Source organism: Streptomyces sp. NPDC057099 (genome assembly GCF_042671245.1).
Taxonomy (GTDB): Bacteria; Actinomycetota; Actinomycetes; order Streptomycetales; family Streptomycetaceae; genus Streptomyces; species Streptomyces purpurascens.
Window position 1 is genome coordinate 17,970 of the sequence record NZ_JBHUTX010000010.1, and the last position, 21,520, is coordinate 39,489.

Annotated in this window: 20 protein-coding genes and 2 pseudogenes; 12 read left to right on the forward strand and 10 right to left on the reverse strand. The window is 72.2% G+C overall.

Going from position 1 to position 21,520, the window contains the following annotated elements; all coding sequences use genetic code 11:
- Nucleotides 1–7: 7 nt before the first annotated feature.
- On the reverse strand, nucleotides 8–652 hold the full coding sequence (locus ACFT4A_RS16035; protein ID WP_376389582.1) for a PhzF family phenazine biosynthesis protein: 645 nt from the start codon (nucleotides 650–652) through the stop codon (nucleotides 8–10).
- An 81-nt stretch (nucleotides 653–733) separates the two neighbouring features.
- Between ACFT4A_RS16035 and ACFT4A_RS16040 the strand changes: the two are divergent.
- The 6 genes and pseudogenes from ACFT4A_RS16040 to ACFT4A_RS16065 form a co-directional block, all read left to right on the forward strand.
- Nucleotides 734–1,684: pseudogene (locus ACFT4A_RS16040) on the forward strand (FecCD family ABC transporter permease); the annotation flags it as partial.
- Between the two features lie 5 nt (nucleotides 1,685–1,689).
- A pseudogene (locus ACFT4A_RS16045) lies at nucleotides 1,690–2,525 on the forward strand (heme ABC transporter ATP-binding protein).
- A gap of 121 nt (nucleotides 2,526–2,646) precedes the next feature.
- The gene (gene efeO, locus ACFT4A_RS16050) at nucleotides 2,647–3,795 is read left to right on the forward strand and encodes an iron uptake system protein EfeO (protein ID WP_382830326.1); all 1,149 of its coding nucleotides are present in this window, start codon (nucleotides 2,647–2,649) and stop codon (nucleotides 3,793–3,795) included.
- Nucleotides 3,796–3,807: 12 nt separating this feature from the next.
- Nucleotides 3,808–5,049, forward strand: a complete 1,242-nt coding sequence (efeB, locus tag ACFT4A_RS16055) for an iron uptake transporter deferrochelatase/peroxidase subunit (protein ID WP_382830328.1) — start codon at nucleotides 3,808–3,810, stop codon at nucleotides 5,047–5,049.
- A 5-nt stretch (nucleotides 5,050–5,054) separates the two neighbouring features.
- A complete protein-coding gene (efeU, locus tag ACFT4A_RS16060; RefSeq protein WP_382830331.1) occupies nucleotides 5,055–5,882 on the forward strand; it encodes an iron uptake transporter permease EfeU in 828 nt (275 codons plus the stop codon).
- Nucleotides 5,883–6,188: 306 nt separating this feature from the next.
- Complete coding sequence (locus tag ACFT4A_RS16065) at nucleotides 6,189–7,181, forward strand: hypothetical protein (RefSeq protein WP_382830334.1); 993 nt, start codon at nucleotides 6,189–6,191, stop codon at nucleotides 7,179–7,181.
- Between the two features lie 25 nt (nucleotides 7,182–7,206).
- Here the strand turns inward: ACFT4A_RS16065 and ACFT4A_RS16070 are convergent, their stop codons facing one another.
- Nucleotides 7,207–7,935 (reverse strand): bifunctional DNA primase/polymerase, encoded by a 729-nt coding sequence (locus tag ACFT4A_RS16070; RefSeq protein ID WP_382830336.1) that lies wholly within the window; start codon nucleotides 7,933–7,935, stop codon nucleotides 7,207–7,209.
- A gap of 192 nt (nucleotides 7,936–8,127) precedes the next feature.
- Here ACFT4A_RS16070 and ACFT4A_RS16075 point away from each other — a divergent pair, with 192 nt between their 5' ends.
- On the forward strand, nucleotides 8,128–9,048 hold the full coding sequence (locus tag ACFT4A_RS16075) for a glycerophosphodiester phosphodiesterase (protein ID WP_382830338.1): 921 nt from the start codon (nucleotides 8,128–8,130) through the stop codon (nucleotides 9,046–9,048).
- Here ACFT4A_RS16075 and ACFT4A_RS16080 read toward each other — a convergent pair.
- The gene (locus ACFT4A_RS16080) at nucleotides 9,027–9,656 is read right to left on the reverse strand and encodes a TetR/AcrR family transcriptional regulator (protein ID WP_382830341.1); all 630 of its coding nucleotides are present in this window, start codon (nucleotides 9,654–9,656) and stop codon (nucleotides 9,027–9,029) included. The two genes, ACFT4A_RS16075 and ACFT4A_RS16080, sit on opposite strands and share 22 nt — an antisense overlap.
- Before the next feature lie 116 nt (nucleotides 9,657–9,772).
- On the opposite strand from ACFT4A_RS16080, the gene ACFT4A_RS16085 reads away from it, so the two are divergent.
- A complete protein-coding gene (locus ACFT4A_RS16085; protein WP_382830343.1) occupies nucleotides 9,773–9,985 on the forward strand; it encodes a DUF6243 family protein in 213 nt (70 codons plus the stop codon).
- A gap of 129 nt (nucleotides 9,986–10,114) precedes the next feature.
- A complete protein-coding gene (locus ACFT4A_RS16090) occupies nucleotides 10,115–11,503 on the forward strand; it encodes a S28 family serine protease (RefSeq protein ID WP_382830346.1) in 1,389 nt (462 codons plus the stop codon).
- Here the strand turns inward: ACFT4A_RS16090 and ACFT4A_RS16095 are convergent.
- The 4 genes from ACFT4A_RS16095 to ACFT4A_RS16110 form a co-directional block, all read right to left on the reverse strand.
- Nucleotides 11,470–11,823 carry a hypothetical protein gene (locus tag ACFT4A_RS16095; RefSeq protein ID WP_382830349.1) on the reverse strand — a complete coding sequence of 118 codons (354 nt, stop codon included), beginning with the start codon at nucleotides 11,821–11,823 and terminating at the stop codon, nucleotides 11,470–11,472. The genes ACFT4A_RS16090 and ACFT4A_RS16095 overlap by 34 nt on opposite strands.
- An 83-nt stretch (nucleotides 11,824–11,906) precedes the next feature.
- On the reverse strand, nucleotides 11,907–12,896 hold the full coding sequence (locus tag ACFT4A_RS16100; RefSeq protein ID WP_382830352.1) for a small ribosomal subunit Rsm22 family protein: 990 nt from the start codon (nucleotides 12,894–12,896) through the stop codon (nucleotides 11,907–11,909).
- A 175-nt stretch (nucleotides 12,897–13,071) separates the two neighbouring features.
- Nucleotides 13,072–14,265 (reverse strand): serine hydrolase domain-containing protein, encoded by a 1,194-nt coding sequence (locus tag ACFT4A_RS16105; RefSeq protein WP_382830354.1) that lies wholly within the window; start codon nucleotides 14,263–14,265, stop codon nucleotides 13,072–13,074.
- Nucleotides 14,199–15,524, reverse strand: coding sequence for a multidrug effflux MFS transporter (locus ACFT4A_RS16110; RefSeq protein WP_382830356.1), 1,326 nt, complete (start codon nucleotides 15,522–15,524; stop codon nucleotides 14,199–14,201). The genes ACFT4A_RS16105 and ACFT4A_RS16110 overlap by 67 nt, the downstream gene beginning before the upstream one ends.
- Nucleotides 15,525–15,609: 85 nt before the next feature.
- Here ACFT4A_RS16110 and ACFT4A_RS16115 point away from each other — a divergent pair, with 85 nt between their 5' ends.
- Nucleotides 15,610–16,632 carry a Gfo/Idh/MocA family protein gene (locus ACFT4A_RS16115; protein ID WP_382830359.1) on the forward strand — a complete coding sequence of 341 codons (1,023 nt, stop codon included), beginning with the start codon at nucleotides 15,610–15,612 and terminating at the stop codon, nucleotides 16,630–16,632.
- Here the strand turns inward: ACFT4A_RS16115 and ACFT4A_RS16120 are convergent.
- Complete coding sequence (locus tag ACFT4A_RS16120) at nucleotides 16,619–18,259, reverse strand: alkaline phosphatase D family protein (protein ID WP_382830360.1); 1,641 nt, start codon at nucleotides 18,257–18,259, stop codon at nucleotides 16,619–16,621. The genes ACFT4A_RS16115 and ACFT4A_RS16120 overlap by 14 nt on opposite strands.
- A 134-nt stretch (nucleotides 18,260–18,393) precedes the next feature.
- On the opposite strand from ACFT4A_RS16120, the gene ACFT4A_RS16125 reads away from it, so the two are divergent.
- Nucleotides 18,394–19,152, forward strand: a complete 759-nt coding sequence (locus ACFT4A_RS16125) for an SDR family oxidoreductase (protein ID WP_382830363.1) — start codon at nucleotides 18,394–18,396, stop codon at nucleotides 19,150–19,152.
- Between the two features lie 253 nt (nucleotides 19,153–19,405).
- Here the strand turns inward: ACFT4A_RS16125 and ACFT4A_RS16130 are convergent, their stop codons facing one another.
- Both ACFT4A_RS16130 and ACFT4A_RS16135 read right to left on the reverse strand, forming a co-directional pair.
- Nucleotides 19,406–20,392, reverse strand: a complete 987-nt coding sequence (locus ACFT4A_RS16130) for an aldo/keto reductase (protein WP_382830365.1) — start codon at nucleotides 20,390–20,392, stop codon at nucleotides 19,406–19,408.
- A 68-nt stretch (nucleotides 20,393–20,460) separates the two neighbouring features.
- Complete coding sequence (locus tag ACFT4A_RS16135; RefSeq protein ID WP_189724715.1) at nucleotides 20,461–20,787, reverse strand: nuclear transport factor 2 family protein; 327 nt, start codon at nucleotides 20,785–20,787, stop codon at nucleotides 20,461–20,463.
- A gap of 157 nt (nucleotides 20,788–20,944) precedes the next feature.
- Here ACFT4A_RS16135 and ACFT4A_RS16140 point away from each other — a divergent pair, with 157 nt between their 5' ends.
- Entirely contained in the window at nucleotides 20,945–21,502 is a 558-nt protein-coding gene (locus tag ACFT4A_RS16140) for a DoxX family protein (protein WP_382830731.1), read from the forward strand.
- Nucleotides 21,503–21,520: the final 18 nt, after the last annotated feature.

Here is a 21,520-nt window from a genome sequence, read left to right on the forward strand (position 1 = left end):
CGTCGGTTCAGCGTTCGAGGTGGACCCGGCCGCCGACCTCGGTCCAGCCGCCCGGCTGGGGCGCGGTCAGCAGCTGGGAGCCGGCGCCCTGGGTGATGTTGAGGGCCCGGCCCAGTCGGTCGGTGAGCAGTAGGGCGGCCGCTCCGGTCGCCTCGTCCTCGTCGATGCCGTCGTCGCGGCCGGGGAAGGCCCGGGCGCGGATCCGGCCGGCGGGCTCGTCCTCCCAGGCCCAGGCGTAGACCCACTCCCCCGGCGGCGGTACGGCCAGATCGTCGACCTCGGCGGCGCTGCCGTACTGCCGCAGGGTGCGCGGCGGCACCCACTCCGCCCGCGCCTCGATCCAGCAGAACTCGCCGTCCTGCCGGGCCCCGACCACCCCGGCGGGGACGACCAGTTCGGGCACGTCGAGCAGCCACGCCGTCCCGACGCAGGGGTGCCCGGCGAAGGGCAGCCGCAGGGTCGGCGTGTAGATGTCGATCACGCCGCGCTCGGGATCGTCGACGAACACGGTCTCGCTGAAGCCGAGTTTCGCGGCGAACTCCTGCCGCTCGCTCTCCCCGGGCAGCACCGAACCCTCGCGAACGACCCCGAGTTCATTGCCGTATCCACCGCGCGGCCCGCAGAAGACACGGAGTACGTCGTAGTCAGTCACGAGGGCAATTCTGCCTTGAACTTCCCACCGCCACGACGACCGACAGAGAGCGCAGGCAAGGCTGGATGACCGTCCTGCACCGGCGCCCATCCCGTCCCGGTCGGTGACGTCCTCGCCTCCATGCAGCACCGGCTGGGGCTGGGCGGCGGGGAGCTGGACCGGGTGGCCGAGTCGGTGCTGCGGAACGTGCGGTTCCCGCGGATCGTGCTGGCCCTGCTGGTCGGCGCCTCGCTGGGCTGCGCGGGCGCGCTGATGCAGGGCGTGTTCGGCAACCCGCTCGCCGAGCCGGGCGTCATCGGCGTCTCCTCCGGGGCCGCGGTCGGCGCGGTCGGGGCGATCGCCCTCGGCGTGAACGTCCTCGGCACCTGGACGGTGTCCGTCTTCGCCTTCGTCTCCGGGCTGGCGACGGTCCTGCTCGTGTACGCGGTGTCACGTTCGGGCGGCCGTACGGAGGTGGTGACGCTGATCCTCACCGGTATCGCGGTGAACGCCTTCGCGGGGGCGCTGATCGGCCTGTTCCTGTTCTTCGCGGACACGGCCGCGGTCAACCAGATCGCCTTCTGGCAGCTCGGCTCGCTCTCCCGGGCGACCTGGCCGAAGGTGCTGGCGGTCCTGCCGTGCGCGGTGCTCGGCCTCGCGGTCGCGCCCTTGTACTCCCGCCGCCTGGACCTCCTGTCCCTCGGCGAGCGGCCCGCCCGGCATCTGGGCGTCGAGGTGGAGCGGCTGCGGATCGTGCTGGTCCTCGTCATCGCGCTGCTGACCGCGGCGGCGGTGAGCGTCTCCGGGATCATCGGGTTCGTGGGTCTGGTGGTCCCGCACCTGCTGCGCATGCTGGCGGGCCCGGGGCACCGGTTCCTCGTCCCGGGCAGCGCGCTGCTCGGCGCGCTCGTGCTGCTGGCGGCGGATCTGACGGCCCGTACCGTCGCCGCGCCCGCCGAACTCCCCCTCGGGGTGCTGACGGCCCTGCTCGGCAGCCCGTTCTTCTTCTGGCTGCTGCGCCGCACCCGGCGCCGACAAGGAGGCTGGGCGTGATCCGCCTGCGTACCCTGCGTACCCGACGTCCCACTCCCCCCGCCCGGCCCGCGCCCGGCGATGTCCTGGCCGAGACCCGAGGGCTGTATGTCCGGCTCGGGGCCCGCGAGGTGCTGAAGGGTGCCGACCTCGCCGTCCGCGCCGGTGAGGTGCTCGCCCTGGTCGGTCCCAACGGGGCGGGAAAGTCGACGCTGTTGAGCGCCCTGGCCGCCGATGTCCCGGCCGCCGAGGGGGTCGTACGCGTCCACGGCCGTCCGGCGGCGGAGTGGCCCGCGCCCGATCTCGCCCCTGCGCCGGGCGGTCCTGCCGCAGTCCGCGGCGCTCTCCTTCCCCTTCACGGTCGAGGAGGTCGTCCGCATGGGCCGCGCCCCGCACGCCGCGTCCCCCGCCTCGACCCCGGCCGACGACGACCGGGCCGTCGCCGAGGCCATGGCCGCCACCGAGGTGACCGGCTTCGCCACACGCCCGTTCTCCGCGCTCAGCGGCGACGAGCGGGCCCGGGTGGCAATCGCCCGGGTGCTCGCCCAGCAGGCCCCGCTCCTGCTGCTCGACGAGCCGACCCGCGGCGCTCGATCTGCGGCACCAGGAGCTGGTGCTGCGGCTGTGCCGGTCAAGGGCGCACGCCGGTGACGCGGTGGTCGTGGTGGTGCACGACCTGGGTCTCGCCGCGGCCTACGCGCACCGGGTCGCGCTTCTGTGCGCCGGTCGCGTCGCGGCGGACGGCCCGCCCGCCGAGGTCTTCTCCGAGCGACTGCTGACCGAGGTCTACGACCAGCCCGTGGAGGTGTTCCCGCACCCGCGGACCGAGGAGCTCCTCATCACCCCGAGACGCGACCTTTGACCTTTCTTTGACTGATTCATGGGGGCGATTTTAGGCCACTTAGGTAATCCTTATGTGCCCCAGGTGAGCACCTTAGGTGAGGCTCACCTTCTTTGCCTGCCCTGCCTTCACTGGAGCCCGAATGCGACCCGCCAGACCAGCTTCCGTCGCGATCGCCGTCGCAGCGGCCCTGACCGCCGTCACCGGCTGCACCGAGAAGGGCGGCGGGAAGGACGGCGACCGCGTCGTCCACGTCACGGCGACGGACGACAAGTGCGAGGTGTCGAAGAAGGAGTTCCCGGCCGGGCACGTCGAGCTGGCCGTGGAGAACAAGGGGTCCAAGGTCACCGAGGTCTACGTCCTCTTCCCCGACGACCGCGTGGTCACCGAGCGGGAGAACATAGGCCCCGGCACCGAGCAGCGCGTCACCGCCGAGGTGAAGGCCGGCGACTACCAGATCGCCTGCAAGCCCGGCATGAAGGGCAAGGGCATCCGCCAGGCCGTCAGGGTCACCGGCGGCAAGGCCGTCCAGCGCGACCCGCGCCTGGACAAGGCTGTCGCGGCCTACCGCGCCTACGCCCAGACCCAGGCCGACGAGACGCTGCCCAAGGCCGAGGCGTTCGCGCAGGCCGTCAAGGACGGCGACCTCGACGCCGCGAAGAAGGCGTACGCCCCCTCCCGCATCGGCTGGGAGCGCACCGAGCCGGTCGCCGAGTCTTTCGGCGACATCGACCCGAAGGTGGACGTCCGCGAGGACGGCCTGGAGGACGGCCAGGACCCGGCCACCGACTGGACCGGCTGGCACCGCCTGGAGAAGGCCCTCTGGCAGGACAAGAAGATCGGCGACCGCGAGAAGGAACTCGCCGACACGCTCATCACCGACCTGAAGGACTGGCAGAAGCGGGTCGGCAAGGCCGAGATCACCCCCACCTCCATGGCCAACGGCGCCAAGGAACTCCTCGACGAGGTCGCCACCGGCAAGGTCACCGGCGAGGAGGAGCGCTACTCGCACACCGACCTGGTCGACTTCAAGGCCAACGTCGAGGGCGCGCAGCAGTCGTACGAGCTGCTGAAGCCGGTCGCCAAGGAGAACGACGCGGCCCTCGTCACCGAACTGGACCAGCAGTTCGCGGCGCTGAACACCCTGCTCGACAAGTACCGCCCGAACACCACCTCCTACGACTTCACCTCGTACGACAAGGTCGGCAAGGCGGACCGCAAGGAACTCTCGGACGCGGTGAACGCCCTCGCCGAGCCGCTGTCCAAGCTCGCCGCAGCGGTCGCCGAGTAGCGGGACACCACCATGACGGACAACAACTCAGCCTCCCCCTCCCGCCGTTCGCTGCTCGGCTGGGGCGGGGCGGGCCTCGCGCTCGGCGCCGCCGCGGCAGGCGGAGCGGTCGCCCTGGCCCACGGCAACGACGAAGCCCCGGCGGACCCCGGAGCCGCGGTCCCCTTCCACGGCGCGCACCAGGCGGGCATCGCCACCCCCGTACAGGACCGCCTGCACTTCGCCGCGTTCGACGTGACGACAACCGACCGCGCGCAGTTCGTCCAACTGCTCAAGGACTGGACGGAGGCCGCCCGGCGGATGACGGCCGGGCACCCGGTGGGCGAGGGCGCCTACGGCGGCCTGCCCGAGGCGCCTCCGGACGACACGGGCGAGGCCCTGGGCCTCCGGCCCTCCCGCCTGACGCTCACGATCGGCTTCGGCCCGACCCTGTTCGAGAGGTTCGGCCTAGCGGACCACCGGCCCGAAGCACTGATCAACCTGCCGAAGTTCGCGGGCGACAACCTCGACGCGGCCCGCAGCGGCGGCGACCTGTGTGTCCAGGCCTGCGCGGACGACCCACAGGTCGCCGTGCACGCGATCCGCAACCTGGCCCGGATCGGCTTCGGCAAGGTGGTCATCCGCTGGTCGCAGCTCGGCTTCGGCAAGACGTCGTCGACGACGCCCGAGGCGCAGACCCCGCGCAATCTGATGGGCTTCAAGGACGGCACGCGCAACATCGCGGGCACGGAGACGGACCGCTTGCGCAAGCACGTCTGGGTGTCCGAGAAGGACGGCGGCCCCTCCTGGATGGCCGGCGGCTCCTACCTCGTCGCCCGGCGCATCCGTATGCACATCGAGCCGTGGGACCGCACCTCGCTCCAGGAGCAGGAGGACATCTTCGGCCGCGACAAGGGCGAGGGCGCCCCGGTCGGCAAGGCGAAGGAGCGCGACGAGCCGTTCCTGAAGGCGATGAAGCCCGACGCGCACGTCCGGCTCGCGCACCCCGACTCCAACCGGGGGGCGACGATCCTGCGCCGCGGCTACTCCTTCACCGACGGCACGGACGGACTGGGCCGCCTGGACGCGGGCCTGTTCTTCCTCGCCTACCAGCGGGACGTCCGCGAGGGCTTCATCCCGATCCAGCGCAGCCTGGCGACGGACGCGCTCAACGAGTACATCCAGCATGTGGGTTCGGCGCTCTTCGCGATCCCGCCGGGCGTCCGCGACAAGGACGACTGGTGGGGCCGGACGCTGTTCTCCGGGGAGGCCTAGACCCGATGTTCTCCAACTATCTGATCGGCCTGCGCGAGGGTCTTGAGGCGAGCCTGGTCGTCTGCATCCTCATCGCCTACCTGGTCAAGACGGACCGCAGGGACGCCCTGAAGCCGATCTGGACCGGCATCGGGGTCGCGGTCGCCCTGTCCCTCGGCTTCGGCTGCGTGCTCGAATTCGGCTCCCAGGAGCTGACGTTCCAGGCCCAGGAGGCGCTCGGCGGCTCTCTCTCCATCGTCGCGGTCGGGCTGGTGACGTGGATGGTGTTCTGGATGCGCCGCACCGCCCGGCATCTCAAGGCGGAGCTGCACGGCAGGCTGGACGCGGCGCTGGCGATGGGTACGGGGGCGCTGGTCGCGACGGCGTTCCTGGCCGTGGGCCGGGAGGGCCTGGAAACGGCCCTGTTCGTCTGGGCCTCGGTCCACGCGGCGAGTGACGGTACGCCGCGACCGCTGGTGGGCGTGGGGCTGGGCCTTGCGACGGCGGTCGCTCTCGGCTGGCTCTTCTACCGGGGCGCGCTGCGGATCAACCTGGCGAAGTTCTTCACGTGGACCGGCGGCATGCTCGTGGTCGTGGCCGCGGGCGTACTGGCGTACGGCTTCCACGACCTCCAGGAGGCCGACTTCCTGCCCGGCCTCAACGACAAGGCCTTCGACATCTCCGGCACGATCCCTCCGGACAGCTGGTACGGCACGCTCCTCAAGGGCGTCTTCAACTTCCAGCCCGACCCGACGATCCTCCAGGTGACGGTGTGGCTCCTGTACCTGATCCCGACGTTGGCGCTGTTCCTTGCCCCCACGGGCCTCGCACAACGCCGACCCCGCGTCAGCTGAGGCCGGCTGGGTGCGCAACTCGGCGCGACGAGGTGCCTCCCCCACCGCCCACCCGTGCCGCCCCTGGCGGCACGCATGCCCGCAGCGGTTGGCGCGTCAACGGACAGCCAGTCGGCGTCCAACCCCATCGCGCCGTTCCGAGGACGGACACCCCCCGACGCGGCCCCGACCCACACCCGGCGACTAGGCGCGGACGCACCGCCCGGCGTCAGGCGCGGACGCACAGCCAGACGCACCCACCCCGCCCCAACCGCCGGAGGCACCCGGTAGGGTTCGCCTCCGGAAAGGGGAAGGTGAAGGCACCCGATGATCAGGGATCGCGACCCTCGAACACTCCGCACGCTTGGCCGGAGGACCCTCATATCGGCCTCGGTGACCGCTTTGTCGTTGACGGCGAGCGGATGCGTCGTCGTGCACGGCGAACGGGAGATCCTCCCGGCGACCACCCGCGCCGAAGCCACCAAGGCCCTCCAGGAGTTCACGACCGCGTACAACGAGGCCGACAAGGCCTACGACGCCTCCCTGGACGCCGAGCACACCACCGGCGCCCTCGCCGACATCGACTCGGCTCGTCTGGAGGCCGGCCAGAAGAACAACCCGGGCGGCAACCCGAACCACTCGCCGCTGAAGCTGACGGACGCGAAGTTCACGATCCCGAAGAAGGCCGGCTGGCCCCGCTGGTTCGTCGTCGACGCCGCCGGCAACAAGGGCGGCACCGCCCGCTGGCTGCTCGTGTTCACCCGCAGCAGCCTCGACGACCCGTTCCAGGTCGCGTACCTGACCCTCGTCGCCCCCGGCAAGGTCCCGGAGTTCAAGAAGGACGCGGACGGCTGGGCCGAGCCGGTCCCGGTGAACTCGACGAGCGTGGCGGCGAAGCCCGGCGATCTGAGCCAGACGTACACGACGTATCTGAAGAACGGCGGGGCCGCCTTCGCGGACGGCGCGCACACCAGCCAGTGGCGTGCGCTGCGCGAGAAGAACACCAAGCGGCCGGGCCTGGTCACCCAGTACATCGACGAGCCGCTGACGAACGGCGACTACGGCCCGCTGGCGTTGCGCACGACGGACGGCGGCGCACTGGTGTTCTTCAGCACGCGGCACTTCGAGAAGCAGACGGCCTACGCGGGCACGGAGTTCCCGCCCCCCAACAAGGACGTGCTCGCGCTGACGAAGGGCGAGATCAAGCAGTCCCTCACGCTGGAGTTCGTCTCCAACGAGGTGGCGCTGGATCCGAAGGGCCAGGGCAAGGTGACGATCCTGGGCCGGATCCAGGGCATGACGTCCGCGGAGGGCTCGTAACAAGGCCTCGGCCCGGCTCAGGGCCTCAGCGTCGCGAAGGCCACGCCGACCCCGCCGAGTCGGCGTCGACGTACCGGCCGCAGACCTCGGTGAGCACCTCGAGCAAGCTCAGCGGGTCCGGCAGCTCGTGCTCGGGCCCGCGCACCCACCGCACCGCCTGGCCGTCGCCCGGCAGCCGGGCCGGCGGCACGAGGACGTAGGAGCCGCGGCAGTGCCAGCGCAGCCCGGGGTGCTCGTCCGCCGTCTCGGGGTGGCAGTCCAGCTCGCACGGCCACCACTCGTCCTCATCCTCGGGCGTCCCGCGGGTGAGGGTGAAGAAGAGCATGCGGCCGTCGTCGCTCTCGGCGACCGGCCCGACCTCGACACCTTCCGCGAGCAGCCGCTCCAACGCGTCGCGACCGGCATCCAGGGGCACGTCGAGGACGTCGTGCACCATGCCGGTCGCGGTGATGAAGTTGGCTTCGGGCTGGTGGCGGGCCCAGCGCTCGATCTGGGCGCGGTCGGTGGTGGACTGCGTCTGCCAGGCGAAGGACACGGGGTGCCGGGCCGGGGTGGGACAGCCGACACGGTCGCAGGAGCAGCGGTAGCCGGCCGGGTGGGCCGCGGGCGCGAGGGGCAGTCCCGCTCCGGCGGCGGCGAGCAGCAGGGCCTCACGGCCGCCGTCACCGGCGGTCTCCTTCGGCCGGCGCCCGGCGCGCAGCCACTGGGTGAGTTTGCCCTGCAGGCCGGTCCGACCGCCGAACTCCGCGCTCATCTATCCCCTCGCCTCGCCGTCGTGCGGAACAGCATGCCCTATGGTCCCATCTTCCCGCGCACCGGGGGGCCAGTGCCCACATCCGGGGCAGGAGCTATGAGACGGGTACCGGTGGGGCGAGCGAGGCATATGCCGCACCGAGATCGGTGTCATTGCCCGCTTTGACCTGATATGGCGACCTACCGTATCGCCATGGTCACAACGATCGCGCTGACGGGCCTGGCCACCGCGGCTTCCGTGGTCGCGCTGACCCTCACGGCACACGGCACCGCCCCGTTGCCGCTGGAGTGGGGCAGCGGCCCGCTGACGGTGGCGGCACTCCCCCGGATCACGTACGTCGCACACCGCGGCGGCGCCCACGAGGTTCCCGAGAACAGCATGTCGGGGCTGATGTCCGCCTACCGGCGCGGTACGGCGCAGGTGCTGGACTTCGACACGCGGCTGCTGCGCGACGGCACGCCGGTGGTGTTCCACGACGAGACCCTGAACCGCACCACCTACCTGGGCGGCGCGGTGCGCGGCCTGGACGTCCGGGAGTGGCAGGGTGTACGGCTGCGCCCGAGGGACGTGCTGCCCGGGAGCTGGCGGTCGGAGCGGCCGCCGACGGTCGCGGAGGTCCTGGACCGTTTCGGCGGGCGGACCGTGCTGATGCTGGAGGCGAAGGATCCGCGGAGCCTGGACCCGCTGGCCGGCCTGATCCGGGCCCGCGGCCTGACCCGCTCGGTCTTCGTGAACTCCAACGACCCCCGGGTGGCCCGGCGCGCCCATCGCCTCGGCCTGCTCACCCAGGTGTGGCGCTCGGCACGGCAGCTGCGCACGGACCGCCCGGAGCGCTGGCGGTCGTACGTCGATCTGCTGGACGTGGACCACCGGGCGCGCGACGCGGACCTGACGCGGGCGGTGAACTCGGGGATCGCGCGGGTGTGGGCGCACACGGTGGTGACGGACGCGCAGCGGGACCGGGTACTGGCGCTGGGGTGCACCGGGGTGATCACGGACGCGCCGGGGCGGCTGGCGCGGATCGCCGAGCTGCAGGCCCGGCAGGCCCGGGAGGCCCGGGAGGGCACCCAGCGGGACGCCCGGCGGGCCTTTCAGCGGGGCGTGAGGCCGTAGAGGGCGTAGTCGACGAGGGTGTCGGTGTACTCGTAGGAGATCGGGCCGGTGTACTGGAGCCAGCGCTGGGCGAGGGGGGAGACCCAGAGTTCGAGGGCGATGCGCGGGTCGACGTCCGGGCGGACCTGGCCGGCCTCCTGCGCGGAGCGCACCCGGTCGGCGTACATCTGGAGCGACGGTTCGAGGAGTTTGGCCACGGCGACGCGGCCCAGCTGCTCGTCGACCACCCCCTCGGCGGCCAGGGCGCGGGACGGGCCCTCGAAGCGGGGGTCCTGGAGCTGGTCGACGGTGAGGCGCAGGACGGCCTTGAGGTCGGCGGCGAGGTCGCCGGTGTCCGGGATGGCGAACTCGTACTCCGGACCCGCGTCCCGGGCGGCCTGTTCGCTCAGGTCGAGGAAGGCCTCCAGCAGGACGTCGGCCTTGGAGGACCACCAGCGGTAGATCGTCTGCTTGCCGACACCGGCCCGGGCCGCGATGCCCTCGATGGTGGTCTTGGGGTAGCCGACCTCCGCGACGAGCGCGAGGGCGGCGTCGTAGATGGCGCGACGGGACCTCTCGCTGCGCCGGGTGGAGTCGGGGGCGGGCTGCGCGGGCTTCTTCAGGCTCATGGCTCGAATTTATCAGGTTGACAAGACGGTGCGTCTCGCCTGACAGTGGTGAGGGTAACGCGCGAGACGAAACGTCTCGTCGCATCGTCATCGCATTACAGGAGAGGAGCCCCGACATGACCCGAGGCGGAGCCGGAAACATGCTGGGCGTCGGCGGATCTCGCAAGAACCTCGGCCGCGGCGCGCTGCGCGGCGGGGGCCGGGGCGGCCGGATCGGCGGCGGTCTCGATCCGCAGGCCCAGAAGCGCGAGCTGCTGCGCAAGCTCCAGGAGAAGCGACAGCAACAGCGGGAAGGACAGGAGGGCGGTACGACCGACCGGTCGTCGTGAGCCTCCCCCGCCCGGGGGAGAGACTCCCCTCGCGCGCGGGATCCTCCCGGGACGTCCGGCGGATGTACTGAAGCGGTCGCGACACCGCGACCGAACACCGCGACCGACGGACACCCGGGAGGAAACACGATGAGCGTGTGGACGAGACGACGGCTGCTCACCTCGGCGGCTTCGGCGGTCTCGGCGGTCTCCGCGGTCTCCGCTGCGGGCCTCGCCGTCACGGCGGCCGGACCGGCGCGGGCGGCGGACGGACGGCCCCGGCCGGGGGACGCCGACATCGCGGACAGCCTGCGGGCGCTGCCCGGACTGCGGCTGATCGAGGAGCGGAACGACGCCGGACCGGGGTACCGCCACTTCGTCCTGGGCCTGCGCCAGCCGGTCGACCACACCGACCCCGCCGCCGGCACCTTCGAGCAGCGCCTCACCCTGCTCCACACCGCCGCCGACCGGCCCACGGTGCTGTTCAGCACCGGCTACCACGCGGTCCTCACCCCCCGGCTCTCCGAACCGGCGACGCTGCTGGGCGCCAACCAACTCCAGGTGGAACACCGCTACTTCGGCACCTCACGCCCGGCGGGACCCGGCTACACCCATCTCACCATCCGCCAGGCCGCCGACGACCACCACCGCGTCGTGTGCCTGTTCCGCCGGCTCTACCCCGGCGCGTGGCTCTCCACCGGCAGCAGCAAGGGCGGCATGACGAGCCTCTACCACCGGCGCTTCCACCCCGGCGACGTGGACGGCACGGTGGTCTACTCGGCCCCGAACAACGTCGACGACCGCGAGGACTCCGCCTGCCTGCGCTTCCTGGAGACGGTCGGCACCGCCCCCGGCCGCGAGGCCGTCAAGGCCGCCCAGCGCCGGATGCTGTCGCACCGGGCCGAGCTGGTCGCCCGCTACGAGGCCTGGGCGTCCGCCGCCGGCGACACCTTCCGTATCGTCGGCAGCGCCGACAAGGCGTTCGAAATCGCCGTGCTGCGTGTGCTGTTCATGTTCTGGCAGCGTGCGACGCCGGCCGACATCGCCGCGATCCCCGGCCCGCGGGCGACGGTCGACGAGCTCTACACGTGGCTGGACCGCTGGGCGGGGCTGTCCCTGTACGCCGACAACTCCGCGCGGAACTACATCCCGTACTGGTATCAGATCGGCACGCAGTTGGGGTACGGCGATGTCCCCACCGCCCACCTGGCGGATCTGCTGCGCCACCCGGGCGGCATCGAGCCGCGCAACTTCGTTCCCCGGGACATCCCGCTGCGTTTCGACTCCGCCGCGATGCCGGACATCGACCGCTGGGTCCGCCGCCGCGGCAGCCGGCTGCTGTTCGTCAACGGCGCCCAGGACCCGGCCGTGGCCGAGCACTTCCGGCCCGGAGGTCCCGACGCGCGGATGCTGTGGGTGCCGGGCGGCAATCACGGCGTCGACATCGCGGACCTGTCCCCCGCCGACCGGTCGTCGGCGGAGGACGCGTTGCACCGCTGGGTCGGTCAGGAGTACTTCACGCAGACGTTGGGCACGTAGCCCACGGTGCCGCGGTAGTTGACCTTGCGCCAGTAGTGGTAGCTCTTGATCCCGCAGGCGTCCTTGTACGAGCCGCCGTCGACACCCTTGATGTCACAGCCCTTGGTGCCCTTGTACCAGAGGCGCAGGATGGTCGACTTGGTGGTGGCCGACTTGCGGACGTTGACGTTCGACAGCGCCGTGAGGCTCTTGCACTTCGCGGTGGCCGCGACGGTCGTCATGTCGTCGCTCTGCACGGTCGTCGCGCCGGAGGCACTCGGGACCAGGCCGGCCAGGGCCAGGGTCGCGACCGCCACCGGAGCGATCAGAAGCTTCTTCAAAGGGTTCTCCCGTTTTTTGGTACGTCATGCTCACGCCCAAGGGCGCGAGTTGATCTTAGGCGTACCTGACAAGAGGCCGATGATCAGGGTGCGGGCGGCCAGGCGTCACCCCAGTGCGCGTCGCGTGCGGCCTTGTACAGGTCGCCGTGGCGCTTGGTGACGGTGGTGCGGTTCAGGGACGGTTCGGTCTCGCAGAGGTCGAGGAGCACCTGGCCCTTGCGGATCTGGGGCTTGCGTACGACGCGGGCGGGGGCCGGTTCGACGGGGAAGCGGGCGGCGGCGACGTAGCTGAACTTCTCGTCCTCGTAGGGCAGGGAGCCGCCCTTGACCTGGCGGTGCAGGGAGGAACGGCTGACCCGGGCCGAGAAGTGGCACCAGTCCGTGCCCGGGGCGATGGGGCAGGCGGCGCTGTGCGGGCAGGGGGCGGCGATGTGAAAGCCGGCGGCGATCAGCCGTTCCCGGGCCTCGATGACACGGGCGTAGCCGTCGGGGGTGCCGGGTTCGACGATCACGACGGCCTGTGCGGCGGCCGCGGCGGCGTCGACGAGGGCGGTGCGGTCGGGGGCGGTCAGCTCGTTGAGGACGTAGGAGACAGTGACGAGATCCGTGCTCTCCAGGGTGAGCGCCGCCCCGATCCGCGAACGCTGCCACTGCGCGTCCCGCAGGTCCGGGTTGGCCGCGGCGATCTCCCGGCCGAGGGCCAGCGCGGGCTCGGCCCAGTCGAGCACGGTGACGGGCCGCTCCCCGTCCCAGGTCGCTGTCACGGCCCAGGCCGCGGCGCCCGTGCCCCCGCCCACGTCCAGATGCCCGCCGGGCACCCACTCGGGCACGGCATCCGCGAACCCCTCGAGCGCCGACCGCACCGCCTCGAAGGTCGCCGGCATCCGGTAGGCCGCGTAGGCGGCGACATCGGCCCGGTCCCGGAGGATCGGCGCATCGGTCGGGGTGTCCCCCCGATAGCTGGCGATCAGCCGCTCCACCGCCCGCGAGGCCTGCCGCGGCGGCAGCCCGTCGAGCAGACCGGCAAGAGCGGCACGGAGGGTTTCGGCGGCCGGGGGTACGGGGGCGTTCACCCGGCGATTCTACGAGGGGTGAGCGGGAGGGAGAGAGCGGTGCTCACGGGGCTCGGGCGGCAGGGCCGGTCGAGGCGGGGCAGACGACGCCTGTCAGCCGAGCGCCCCGGGCCGAACAACCGACCTCGCGCACCGGCCCACCGCCCACTTCCAGCCCCCTGGGAGAGCCGTGCTCTCAGATCCCCCGTACTGCCCGGGCCACCCGTGCCGCCGCTGCTGCCCTGGGGGCGTTGTCCGGGCGGCGGCGGCGTGGGTGGACTGTGTTGGTCAGGAGGATCAGGAAGGTGTCCGTCGCCGGGTCGAGGACGAGGGACGTGCCGGTGAAGCCCGTGTGGCCGGCCGCGCCACGGCCGGCGAGGTCGCCCATGAACCAGGGCTGGTCGAGGGAGAAGCCGAGGCCGGGTGGGGTGAAGAGGAGGTCGACGAAGTCGGGGCCGAGGATGCGGGCGGGGCCGTGGGAGCCGCCGGCGAGGAGGGTGCGGCAGAACACCGCGAGGTCCCGGCCCGTGGAGAACAGGCCCGCGTGGCCCGCCACCCCGCCCAGCGCCCAGGCGTTCTCGTCGTGGACCTCGCCCCGCAGCATCCCCCGGTCCGCCTTGGCCCACGGCCGCCGCTGGTCCTCCGTGGCCGCCGCCCCGGGGCAGGGCCCGAACTCCGTCGCCGTCATGCCCAGCGGCCGGGTGATGCCGTCGCGGACGAGGACGTCGAGCGTACGGCCGGTGACACGCTCCAGGACGTACTGGAGGAGGAGCATGTTCAGGTCGGAGTAGCAGTACGTGCCGGGCACCCCGACCGGCGGCTCCGCCTGGAGCATCGCCAGCCGGTGCGCGGCGTCGGCGCAGTCGTACAGCGGGAGTTCGGGCCGCAGCCCGGAGGTGTGGGTGAGCAGCTGCCGCACGGTGACGCCGTGCCGGGCCGCCCCCGTGAAGTCGGGCAGATACGCCCCCACCTTCGCGTCGATGCCCAGCGTGCCGCGCTCGATCTGCTGCACGGCGGCCACGGACGTGAACAGTTTCGTGAGGGACGCCAGGTCGAAGGGCGTGCCGACGGTCATCGGGACCCGGTCCTCGGCGGGCAGCTCCACTCCGGCGTCGGCGTCCTCGTCGTAGGCCGAGTAGCGCACGGCCCAGCCCGCCGCCTCCTCCACCGCGATCACGGGCCCGCGCCCGACGACCAGGACCGCGCCCGGTGCCCAGGGGCGCTGCCCGGTGGTGAGGACGTGGACCTCCCGGACGAGATGACGCAGTTCCGCGGGGTCGAGTCCGGCCCGTTCCGGCGTGCCGTCGCGCAGTCTCGGTGCGCTCAGCTGTCTTCTCCCTCCACGCTCACGCGCGTGCTCTGAGTCGTCGCGTCCTTCGAGGCCTTCCAAGGTCGGCACATTCCCACGAAGCAGGCCACTGCCACCAGTGCGGCGGCCAGTTGGACGACGGCCATCGGGACGGCGGTGTCCTCGCCGGCGACGCCGACGAGCGGGGAGGCGATCGCGCCGATGAGGAACGACGACGTGCCGAGCAGGGCGGACGCGGAGCCCGCGTTGTGCTTGGTGCGCATCAGGGCGAGGGCCTGGGTGTTGGGCAGGGTGATGCCCATCGCGGACATCAGCACGAAGAGCGCGACGGCGACGGGCGCGAGGCCGACCTCGCCGAACACTCCCGTGGACATCAGCAGCAGCGCGGTCGCGGCGATGATGACGATCGTCAGGCCGATCCCCAGCACCCGGTCCAGGCTGACCCGGCCGACCAGGATCTTGCCGTTGATCTGGCCGACGAGGACCAGCCCGACCGAGTTGACGCCGAACAGCAGGCTGAACGTCTGCGGGGAGGCGCCGTAGATCTCCTGGATGACGAAGGGGGACGCCGAGATGTAGGCGAAGAGCGAGGCGAAGGCGAAGCCGCCGGTGAGGGTGTAGCCGGCGAAGGACCGGTCGGCGAGCAGGCCGCGCATCGCCCGCAGGGCCTCGCCGACGCCGCCGCTGTGGCGCTCGGCGGGCGGCAGGGTCTCGGGCAGCTTCGTCCAGACCAGCACGCCGATCGCGATGCCGATGACGGTGAGGACGACGAACACGCCCCGCCAGTCCGTCACGCGCAGCACCTGTCCGCCGATCAGCGGCGCCACGATCGGGGCGACCCCGGAGATCAGCATGAGGGTGGAGAAGAAGCGGGCCATGGCCATGCCGTCGTAGAGGTCGCGGACGACGGCCCGGGCGATGACGATCGCGGCGGCACCCGCGAGGCCCTGGGCCAGCCGGAAGGCGACCAGGAGCTCGACGGTGGGGGCGAGGGCGCACAGGACGGTGGCGACGACGAAGACGGCGAGCCCGGCGAGCAGCGGGCGGCGGCGCCCCCAGCGGTCGCTCATCGGCCCGACGACGAGCTGGCCGAGCGCCATGCCGGCGAGGCAGGCGGTGAGCGTGAGCTGGACGGTCGCGGCGGGCGCGTGCAGGGAGCGGGTGACCTCCGGCAGGGACGGGAGGTACATGTCCATCGCCAGCGGCGGTACGGCCGTCAGGCTGCCGAGGAGGAACGTGACGAGGAGCCCGGTGCGGCGGTGCGATGTGAGGTCGGGGCGCTCCGTCCCTGCTGGTGCCCCCTGTGCGGTGTTCGATATGGACGCCCCACCCTCGGGCATGAGTCCCTCCCTGTTCGATTCGATCGCCCCCTATGCTCTCAGCTCGTACGGACTGCTCGGGGTCACAAGGTGAAGGCGGCGCGGTATGACGGCGGACACGGTGCGGTGGGGCGTCCTGGCGACCGGTGGGATCGCCGCCGCGTTCACGGCGGATCTGATCGACCTGCCGGACGCGGAGGTCGTGGCGGTGGCGTCGCGGTCCGAGGAGTCGGCGAAGGCGTTCGCGGAGCGGTTCGGGATACCCCGGGCGTACGGCGACTGGAACCAGCTCGCGCGGGACGAGGACATCGATGTCGTCTACGTCGCCACACCGCACACGGCGCACCGGACCGCCGCCGGTCTGTGTCTGGCGGCCGGGCGCAACGTGCTGTGCGAGAAGCCGTTCACCCTGAACGTGCGCGAGGCGGCGGAACTCGTCGCGCTGGCGCGGGAGCACGGGCGCTTCCTGATGGAGGCGATGTGGATGTACTGCAATCCGCTGGTGCGGCGGCTGAAGTCCCTGGTGGACGACGGTGCGATCGGTGAAGTGCGCAGTGTGCAGGCCGATTTCGGGCTGGCCGGCCCGTTCCCGCCCTCGCACCGGCTGCGGAACCCGGAACTGGGCGGCGGCGCGCTGCTCGATCTCGGCGTGTATCCGGTGTCGTTCGCGCAGCTGCTGCTCGGGGAGCCGTCGGACATCACGGCGCGAGCGACGCTCTCGGACGAGGGCGTGGACCTCCAGACCGCGGCCCTGTTCTCCTGGGAGAGCGGCGCTCTCGGCTCGGTGCACTGCTCGATCGTCGGCGGTACGGCGACCTCCGCCTCGGTCACCGGTGCGCGGGGCCGGATCGACGTCCCGGGCGGGTTCTTCTTCCCGGACCGTTTCGTGCTGCACCGGGACGGCCGTGACGCCGAGGAGTTCACGGCCGATCCGGCGGACGGGCCGCGCAACAGCCTGCGCCACGAGGCCGCCGAGGTGATGCGCGCCGTGCGCGCCGGGGAGACCGAGTCGCCGCTCGTCCCGCTCGACGGCACGCTCGCCGTGATGCGGACGCTCGACGCGATCCGGGACCGGGTCGGCGTCCGCTACCCCGGCGAGAGCGGCGAGCCGCGCCTCACGCCGGCTTGAGCCCCTGCTCCCCCACCTCCGTCACGAAGGACGCGGCCGTCGTGACGGGCGCCCCCTGCGTGGTCACGTACGGCACGGTCTTGAAATCGGCCCGCGCCGACTCCCGCCCCAGCGCGACCGTCACATAGCCGCGCCGTCCGTTGAAGAACTTCAGATGCGGGTTGGCGCCCGTGTAGGTGTCCCAGGTCGGGGGTTTGTCGGCGCCGTCCCGGCCGCTGGAGACCGAGGTGGCCACGATCTCCGTGCCGAGCGTGGCCGAGGCCTGGTCGGCGAAGTCGTCCTTGATGTCGAAGGCGTACGCCGAGTGGACGTCGCCGCTGAGCACCATCAGGTTCTCGACGCCGGCGGCCTTCGCCCCGTCGAGGACGCGCCGGCGTGAGGCGCTGTAGCCGTCCCAGGCGTCCATCGACACCCGTGACGGGGTGGTCGCGTCCATGTGCCGCCGGGCGAACATGACCTGCTGCGGCACGACGTTCCACAGCGCCCGCGAGGAGCGCCAGCCGTCGAGCAGCCAGCGTTCCTGGGTCGCGCCGGTCATGGTGCGCGCCGGGTCGTCGGACTCGGGTCCCGGGACGTGGGCCTGGTCGCCGTAGGCCTGGTCGGAGCGGTACTGGCGGGTGTCCAGGACGTCGAACTGGGCGAGCCGGCCCCAGCGCAGGCGGCGGTAGAGCCGCATGTCCGGTCCGAAGGGGCGCTGGGGGCTGCGCAGCGGCTGGTTCTCCCAGTAGGCGCGGTAGGCGGCGGCGCGGCGCAGCAGGAACTCCTCCGGCGGGACGTCGTTCTCGGGGATCTCGTCGGCGTAGTTGTTCTCGGTCTCGTGGTCGTCCCAGGTGACGACGAAGGGGTGCGCGGCGTGTGCGGCGCTCAGGTCGGGGTCGGACTTGTAGAGGGCGTACCGCAGGCGGTAGTCGTCCAGGGTCAGCGTCTCGCGGTTGAACAGGTCGGGCAGGGTGCGGTCGGTGTACTTGCGCTGCCCGCCGGCGGAGTCGACGGCGTACTCGTAGAGGTAGTCGCCGAGGTGGAGGACGAGGTCGACGTCGTCGGCGGCGAGATGGGCGTACGGCGTGTAGTAGCCGTCGTGGTAGGCCTGGCAGGAGACGGCGGCGAGGGTGAGTTCCTGGACGCGGCTGCCGGGGTCCGGGGCGGTGCGGGTGCGGCCGGCCGGGCTGACCCAACGGCCGACGCGGAAGCGGTAGTGGTAGACCCGGCCGGCTTCCAGGTCGTCCACCTCCAGGTGGACGGTGTGGTGGAACTCGGGGTGCGCGGTGACGGTGCCACGCCGGGCGATACGGCGGAACCGCTCGTCGTGGGCCAGCTCCCACTGGACGGTGACGCGCTCGGCGGGCAGTCCGCTGTCGGCCTGGAACGGGGCGGGTGCGAGGCGGGTCCACAGGATCACGGAGCCGGGCTGGGGGTCGCCGGAGCCGACGCCCAGCGTGAACGGGTTCTCGGTGATCCGCGCGGCGTCGAGTTCGGCGGCGGCCGCGGCTCCGGCCGAGGGCAGATTGGTCGCGAAGGCCAGCGCTGCGGCGGCCCCGGTGGTGGTGAGGAAGCCGCGCCGGCCGATGTGCCGGGCGGCCGCGCGGAGTTCGGGGGCGTGCTGGGACGGGCGTGCTGCGGGTGTCATCCGGTCCTCCCCTGGCGAATGGCTGCACGGGGCATTCGAGTGGCCGGGGTCGACACCTGGTCGACGTGTACACCGCACGCACATGACGGACGGATGAGTTCCGGATGGCGGGGCCTCCCGTACGCTGCGGGCCCATGAATGCCAAGGAAAATGCAGTCGCGGTGGTGACCGGGGCGGGTTCCGGTATCGGCCGGGCGGTGGCCGTGGAACTGCTCCGGGCGGGCTGGTCGGTGGCGCTGGCGGGCCGGCGCGTGGAGACCCTGGAGGAGACGGCGGCCCTGGCGCCCGAGGGCGCGGCTCTCGCCGTACGGACGGACGTCTCACGGCCGGAGGACGTGGCCGCCCTCTTCGAGGCCGCCGTCGGGCGCTTCGGGCGGGTCGACCTGCTGTTCAACAACGCGGGCACGTTCGGGCCCGGCGGTGTGCCGGTCGAGGAGCTGCCCTACGACGCGTGGCGGCATGTGGTGGACACCAACCTCAACGGGGCATTCCTGTGCGCGCAGGCGGCGTACCGGCAGATGAAGGAGCAGGACCCGCGGGGCGGGCGGATCATCAACAACGGCTCGATCTCGGCGCACACGCCCCGGCCGCACTCGGTGGCCTACACGGCGACCAAGCACGCGCTGACCGGCCTGACCAAGGCCCTGTCGCTGGACGGGCGGCCGTACGGGATCGCGGTGGGGCAGATCGACATCGGCAACGCGGCGACCGACATGACGTCCCGTATGCAGACGGGAGCGCTCCAGGCGAACGGGGAGGTGGCTCCGGAACCGGTGATGGACGTCGCCGATGTGGCCCGCACGGTGCGACACATGGCGGAGCTGCCGCTGGAGGCGAACGTGCAGTTCGCGACCGTACTGGCCACGGCGATGCCGTACATCGGGCGCGGCTGAGCGCCGGACCCGCGGTCGTCAACTCGTCAACCTGCACAAGCGGAATTGCAACGTCCGCACTATTGCGGCCGGTAGGGCGCTTATGCTCAACTCTCCTACACCAAAGCTTCACAGTTGGAGCAGGGAGCTTCCGTCAGCCACATCCAGGGGGGAGGCGGCAGTCGTTCCACGGCACCGGGTGGGGGTGGACCCCGCGTGGGACCGCGGGGTACGCACCGGTACGTGGAACGACTGCCGCACAGCTCGACGACGGCTACCGCCCGAGCAGCCGGTCGATCTCGGCCAGTTGCCCGCCGGTCAGTGCTCCCTTCGCCATCGCACCCGCGTTCTCCTCCGCCTGCGCGACCGAGCGGAAGCCCGGGATGGGGACGGTGGCGGGGCTGCGGGCCCACAGCCAGGCCAGGGCGCCCTGGGCCAGGGTCCGGCCCTCGCTGGTGAGGAGGGAGCGGAGGGCCTCGACGCGGGCGAGCCACTCGGGGTCGGCGCCTGATCCGTCACCGAACCCCTGGAGCCAGGCCGGCGGCCTGCTGCGGATGTCCCCGCTCTCCAGCGGCTGACGGGCCCGGCGCTTCCCGGTGAGCAGCCCCATGGCGAGCGGACCGCGGTTGATGCTGGCCAGGCCCGCCTCCTCGCACAGCCGCAGCATCTCGGGCGCGTCCTGGAGGACGTTGAGCGCGTGCTGCACGGCGGCGCAGTGGGGGCCCTCGGCGAACACGGCGGCGCGGGCCGGGTCGTCGGTGCTCCAGGCATAGGCGCGGATCAGCCCTTCGCGCACCAGGTCCTCGCAGGTGTCGCGGAGCCGCGCGGCCTGCTCGGGTTCGGCGTCCCCGATGTGGAACTGGTACAGGTCCACATGGTCCGTGTCGAGGCGGCGCAGGGACGCGGTCAGCGCGCGGCGCAGGTGTTCCGGGGAGGCGTCGCTGCCGTCGGCGGTCCGCGTCCGCTCGTCGAAGAGGTAGCCCCACTTGGTGGCGACGACGACGTCGGCCCTGCGCTTGCCGAGGGCCCGGCCCAGCACGCGTTCGCTGTGCCCGGTGCCGTAGTTGTCGGACGTGTCGAAGAAGGTGACGCCCAGGTCGAGGGCGCGCCGCACCGCCCGTACGGACTCCTCGTCGTCGACCTTGCCCCAGCCGAACGGCTGCCCGTCGGGCCCCTGCCACTCCCCGCCGATCGCCCAGCAGCCGAAGCCCAGGGCGCTCACCTCGATGCCGCTGCGTCCCAGTGTGCGTGTGGTCTCCATGCCCCGGGACGCTATGAGTTGGAGCGCACGCGAAGACAAGACCCCGGGGGACGGGCTTTACGGGTCTTTCAGGCCTGCCCGGTCTCGAAGCGGGAGATCCTGCCGTCGTCGTCGACCGTGAAGCTCCACCGGGTGCGCATCTCGCCCCAGGTGTCGTTGTTGTAGTGGGCGACGAGGGAACGGCCGTCGTTGGACTCGCTGTCGACCTGCATATGGCCGTGCGACAAGAAGATCTCCCGGTCCACCCAGTCGGCGAGGTCGCGGTCGGAGCCGTCGTCCGCCATGGTCGCGCCCGGCGCGAGGAGCTCCATGAAGCTCTCGCGGTCGTGGTTGTTCACGGCGGTCACGAAGGCGCGGACGGCCGGGTCGCTGAGGCGCGTGGTCTGAATCGTCATGCCAGTCAGCCTCGTACCGGTCGGCGGCCCCCGCCACCCGTGCCACCCGAACGGCGTCCCGGGCGGCTCCGCCGGGTGTCGCGGGAGGTCAGGGGTGCGACGGTGGAAGCACGACGAGGAACACCCCTTCGCCGTGCCGTCCGCTCCGGGAGACGACGTGAGCCGTTACGACCGACGTGATCTGGGCCTGCTGCTGCTCCGGCTGGGGACGGGCGGTGTGCTGGCCGCCCACGGCACGCAGAAGCTGTTCGGCTGGTTCGGCGGGGGCGGCATCGAGGGCACCGGGCAGTTCATGGAGGCCGTCGGCTACGTCCCGGGCAAGGTGAGCGCGACGGCCGCGGGCCTCGCGGAGACCGGCGGCGGCACGCTGCTGGCCCTGGGCCTGGCCACTCCGGCGGCCGGTGCCGCGGCGGCCGGGGCGATGGCCGGGGCGGCCGCGGTGCACACCCCGAACGGGTTCTTCAACCAGGGCGGCGGCTACGAGTACGCGGCGACGCTGGGCCTGACGGCCGCCGGTCTGGCCGTCACCGGCCCGGGGCGGCTCTCCCTGGACCATCTGCTCGGGCACGCGGTGAACCGGGGCTGGATGATCCCGGCGGCGTTCGCGGCGACGGCGGCCGGGACGGTGCTGGTCGTGGGGGCGCGCACGAGGAGGCTGCGGAAGGCGAAGGAGGGTGAGCAGGACCCGCTGTTCGACGAGGAGTACCTGGAGTAGGGCGAGGGCTCGTTGTCA

Excerpts from the sequence above, each read along its gene's own strand:
- ACFT4A_RS16120 (WP_382830360.1), bottom strand. The coding sequence starts at position 18,259 with ATGACACCCGCAGCACGCCCGTCCCAGCACGCCCCCGAACTCCGCGCG.
- ACFT4A_RS16090 (WP_382830346.1), top strand. The coding sequence starts at position 10,115 with ATGAGCGTGTGGACGAGACGACGGCTGCTCACCTCGGCGGCTTCGGCG.
- ACFT4A_RS16070 (WP_382830336.1), bottom strand. The coding sequence starts at position 7,935 with ATGAGCGCGGAGTTCGGCGGTCGGACCGGCCTGCAGGGCAAACTCACC.
- ACFT4A_RS16080 (WP_382830341.1), bottom strand. The coding sequence starts at position 9,656 with ATGAGCCTGAAGAAGCCCGCGCAGCCCGCCCCCGACTCCACCCGGCGC.
- ACFT4A_RS16130 (WP_382830365.1), bottom strand. The coding sequence starts at position 20,392 with ATGGAGACCACACGCACACTGGGACGCAGCGGCATCGAGGTGAGCGCC.
- ACFT4A_RS16110 (WP_382830356.1), bottom strand. The coding sequence starts at position 15,524 with ATGCCCGAGGGTGGGGCGTCCATATCGAACACCGCACAGGGGGCACCA.
- efeU (WP_382830331.1), top strand. The coding sequence starts at position 5,055 with ATGTTCTCCAACTATCTGATCGGCCTGCGCGAGGGTCTTGAGGCGAGC.
- ACFT4A_RS16125 (WP_382830363.1), top strand. The coding sequence starts at position 18,394 with ATGAATGCCAAGGAAAATGCAGTCGCGGTGGTGACCGGGGCGGGTTCC.
- ACFT4A_RS16085 (WP_382830343.1), top strand. The coding sequence starts at position 9,773 with ATGACCCGAGGCGGAGCCGGAAACATGCTGGGCGTCGGCGGATCTCGC.
- ACFT4A_RS16075 (WP_382830338.1), top strand. The coding sequence starts at position 8,128 with ATGGTCACAACGATCGCGCTGACGGGCCTGGCCACCGCGGCTTCCGTG.
- efeB (WP_382830328.1), top strand. The coding sequence starts at position 3,808 with ATGACGGACAACAACTCAGCCTCCCCCTCCCGCCGTTCGCTGCTCGGC.
- ACFT4A_RS16135 (WP_189724715.1), bottom strand. The coding sequence starts at position 20,787 with ATGACGATTCAGACCACGCGCCTCAGCGACCCGGCCGTCCGCGCCTTC.
- efeO (WP_382830326.1), top strand. The coding sequence starts at position 2,647 with ATGCGACCCGCCAGACCAGCTTCCGTCGCGATCGCCGTCGCAGCGGCC.
- ACFT4A_RS16065 (WP_382830334.1), top strand. The coding sequence starts at position 6,189 with ATGATCAGGGATCGCGACCCTCGAACACTCCGCACGCTTGGCCGGAGG.
- ACFT4A_RS16115 (WP_382830359.1), top strand. The coding sequence starts at position 15,610 with ATGACGGCGGACACGGTGCGGTGGGGCGTCCTGGCGACCGGTGGGATC.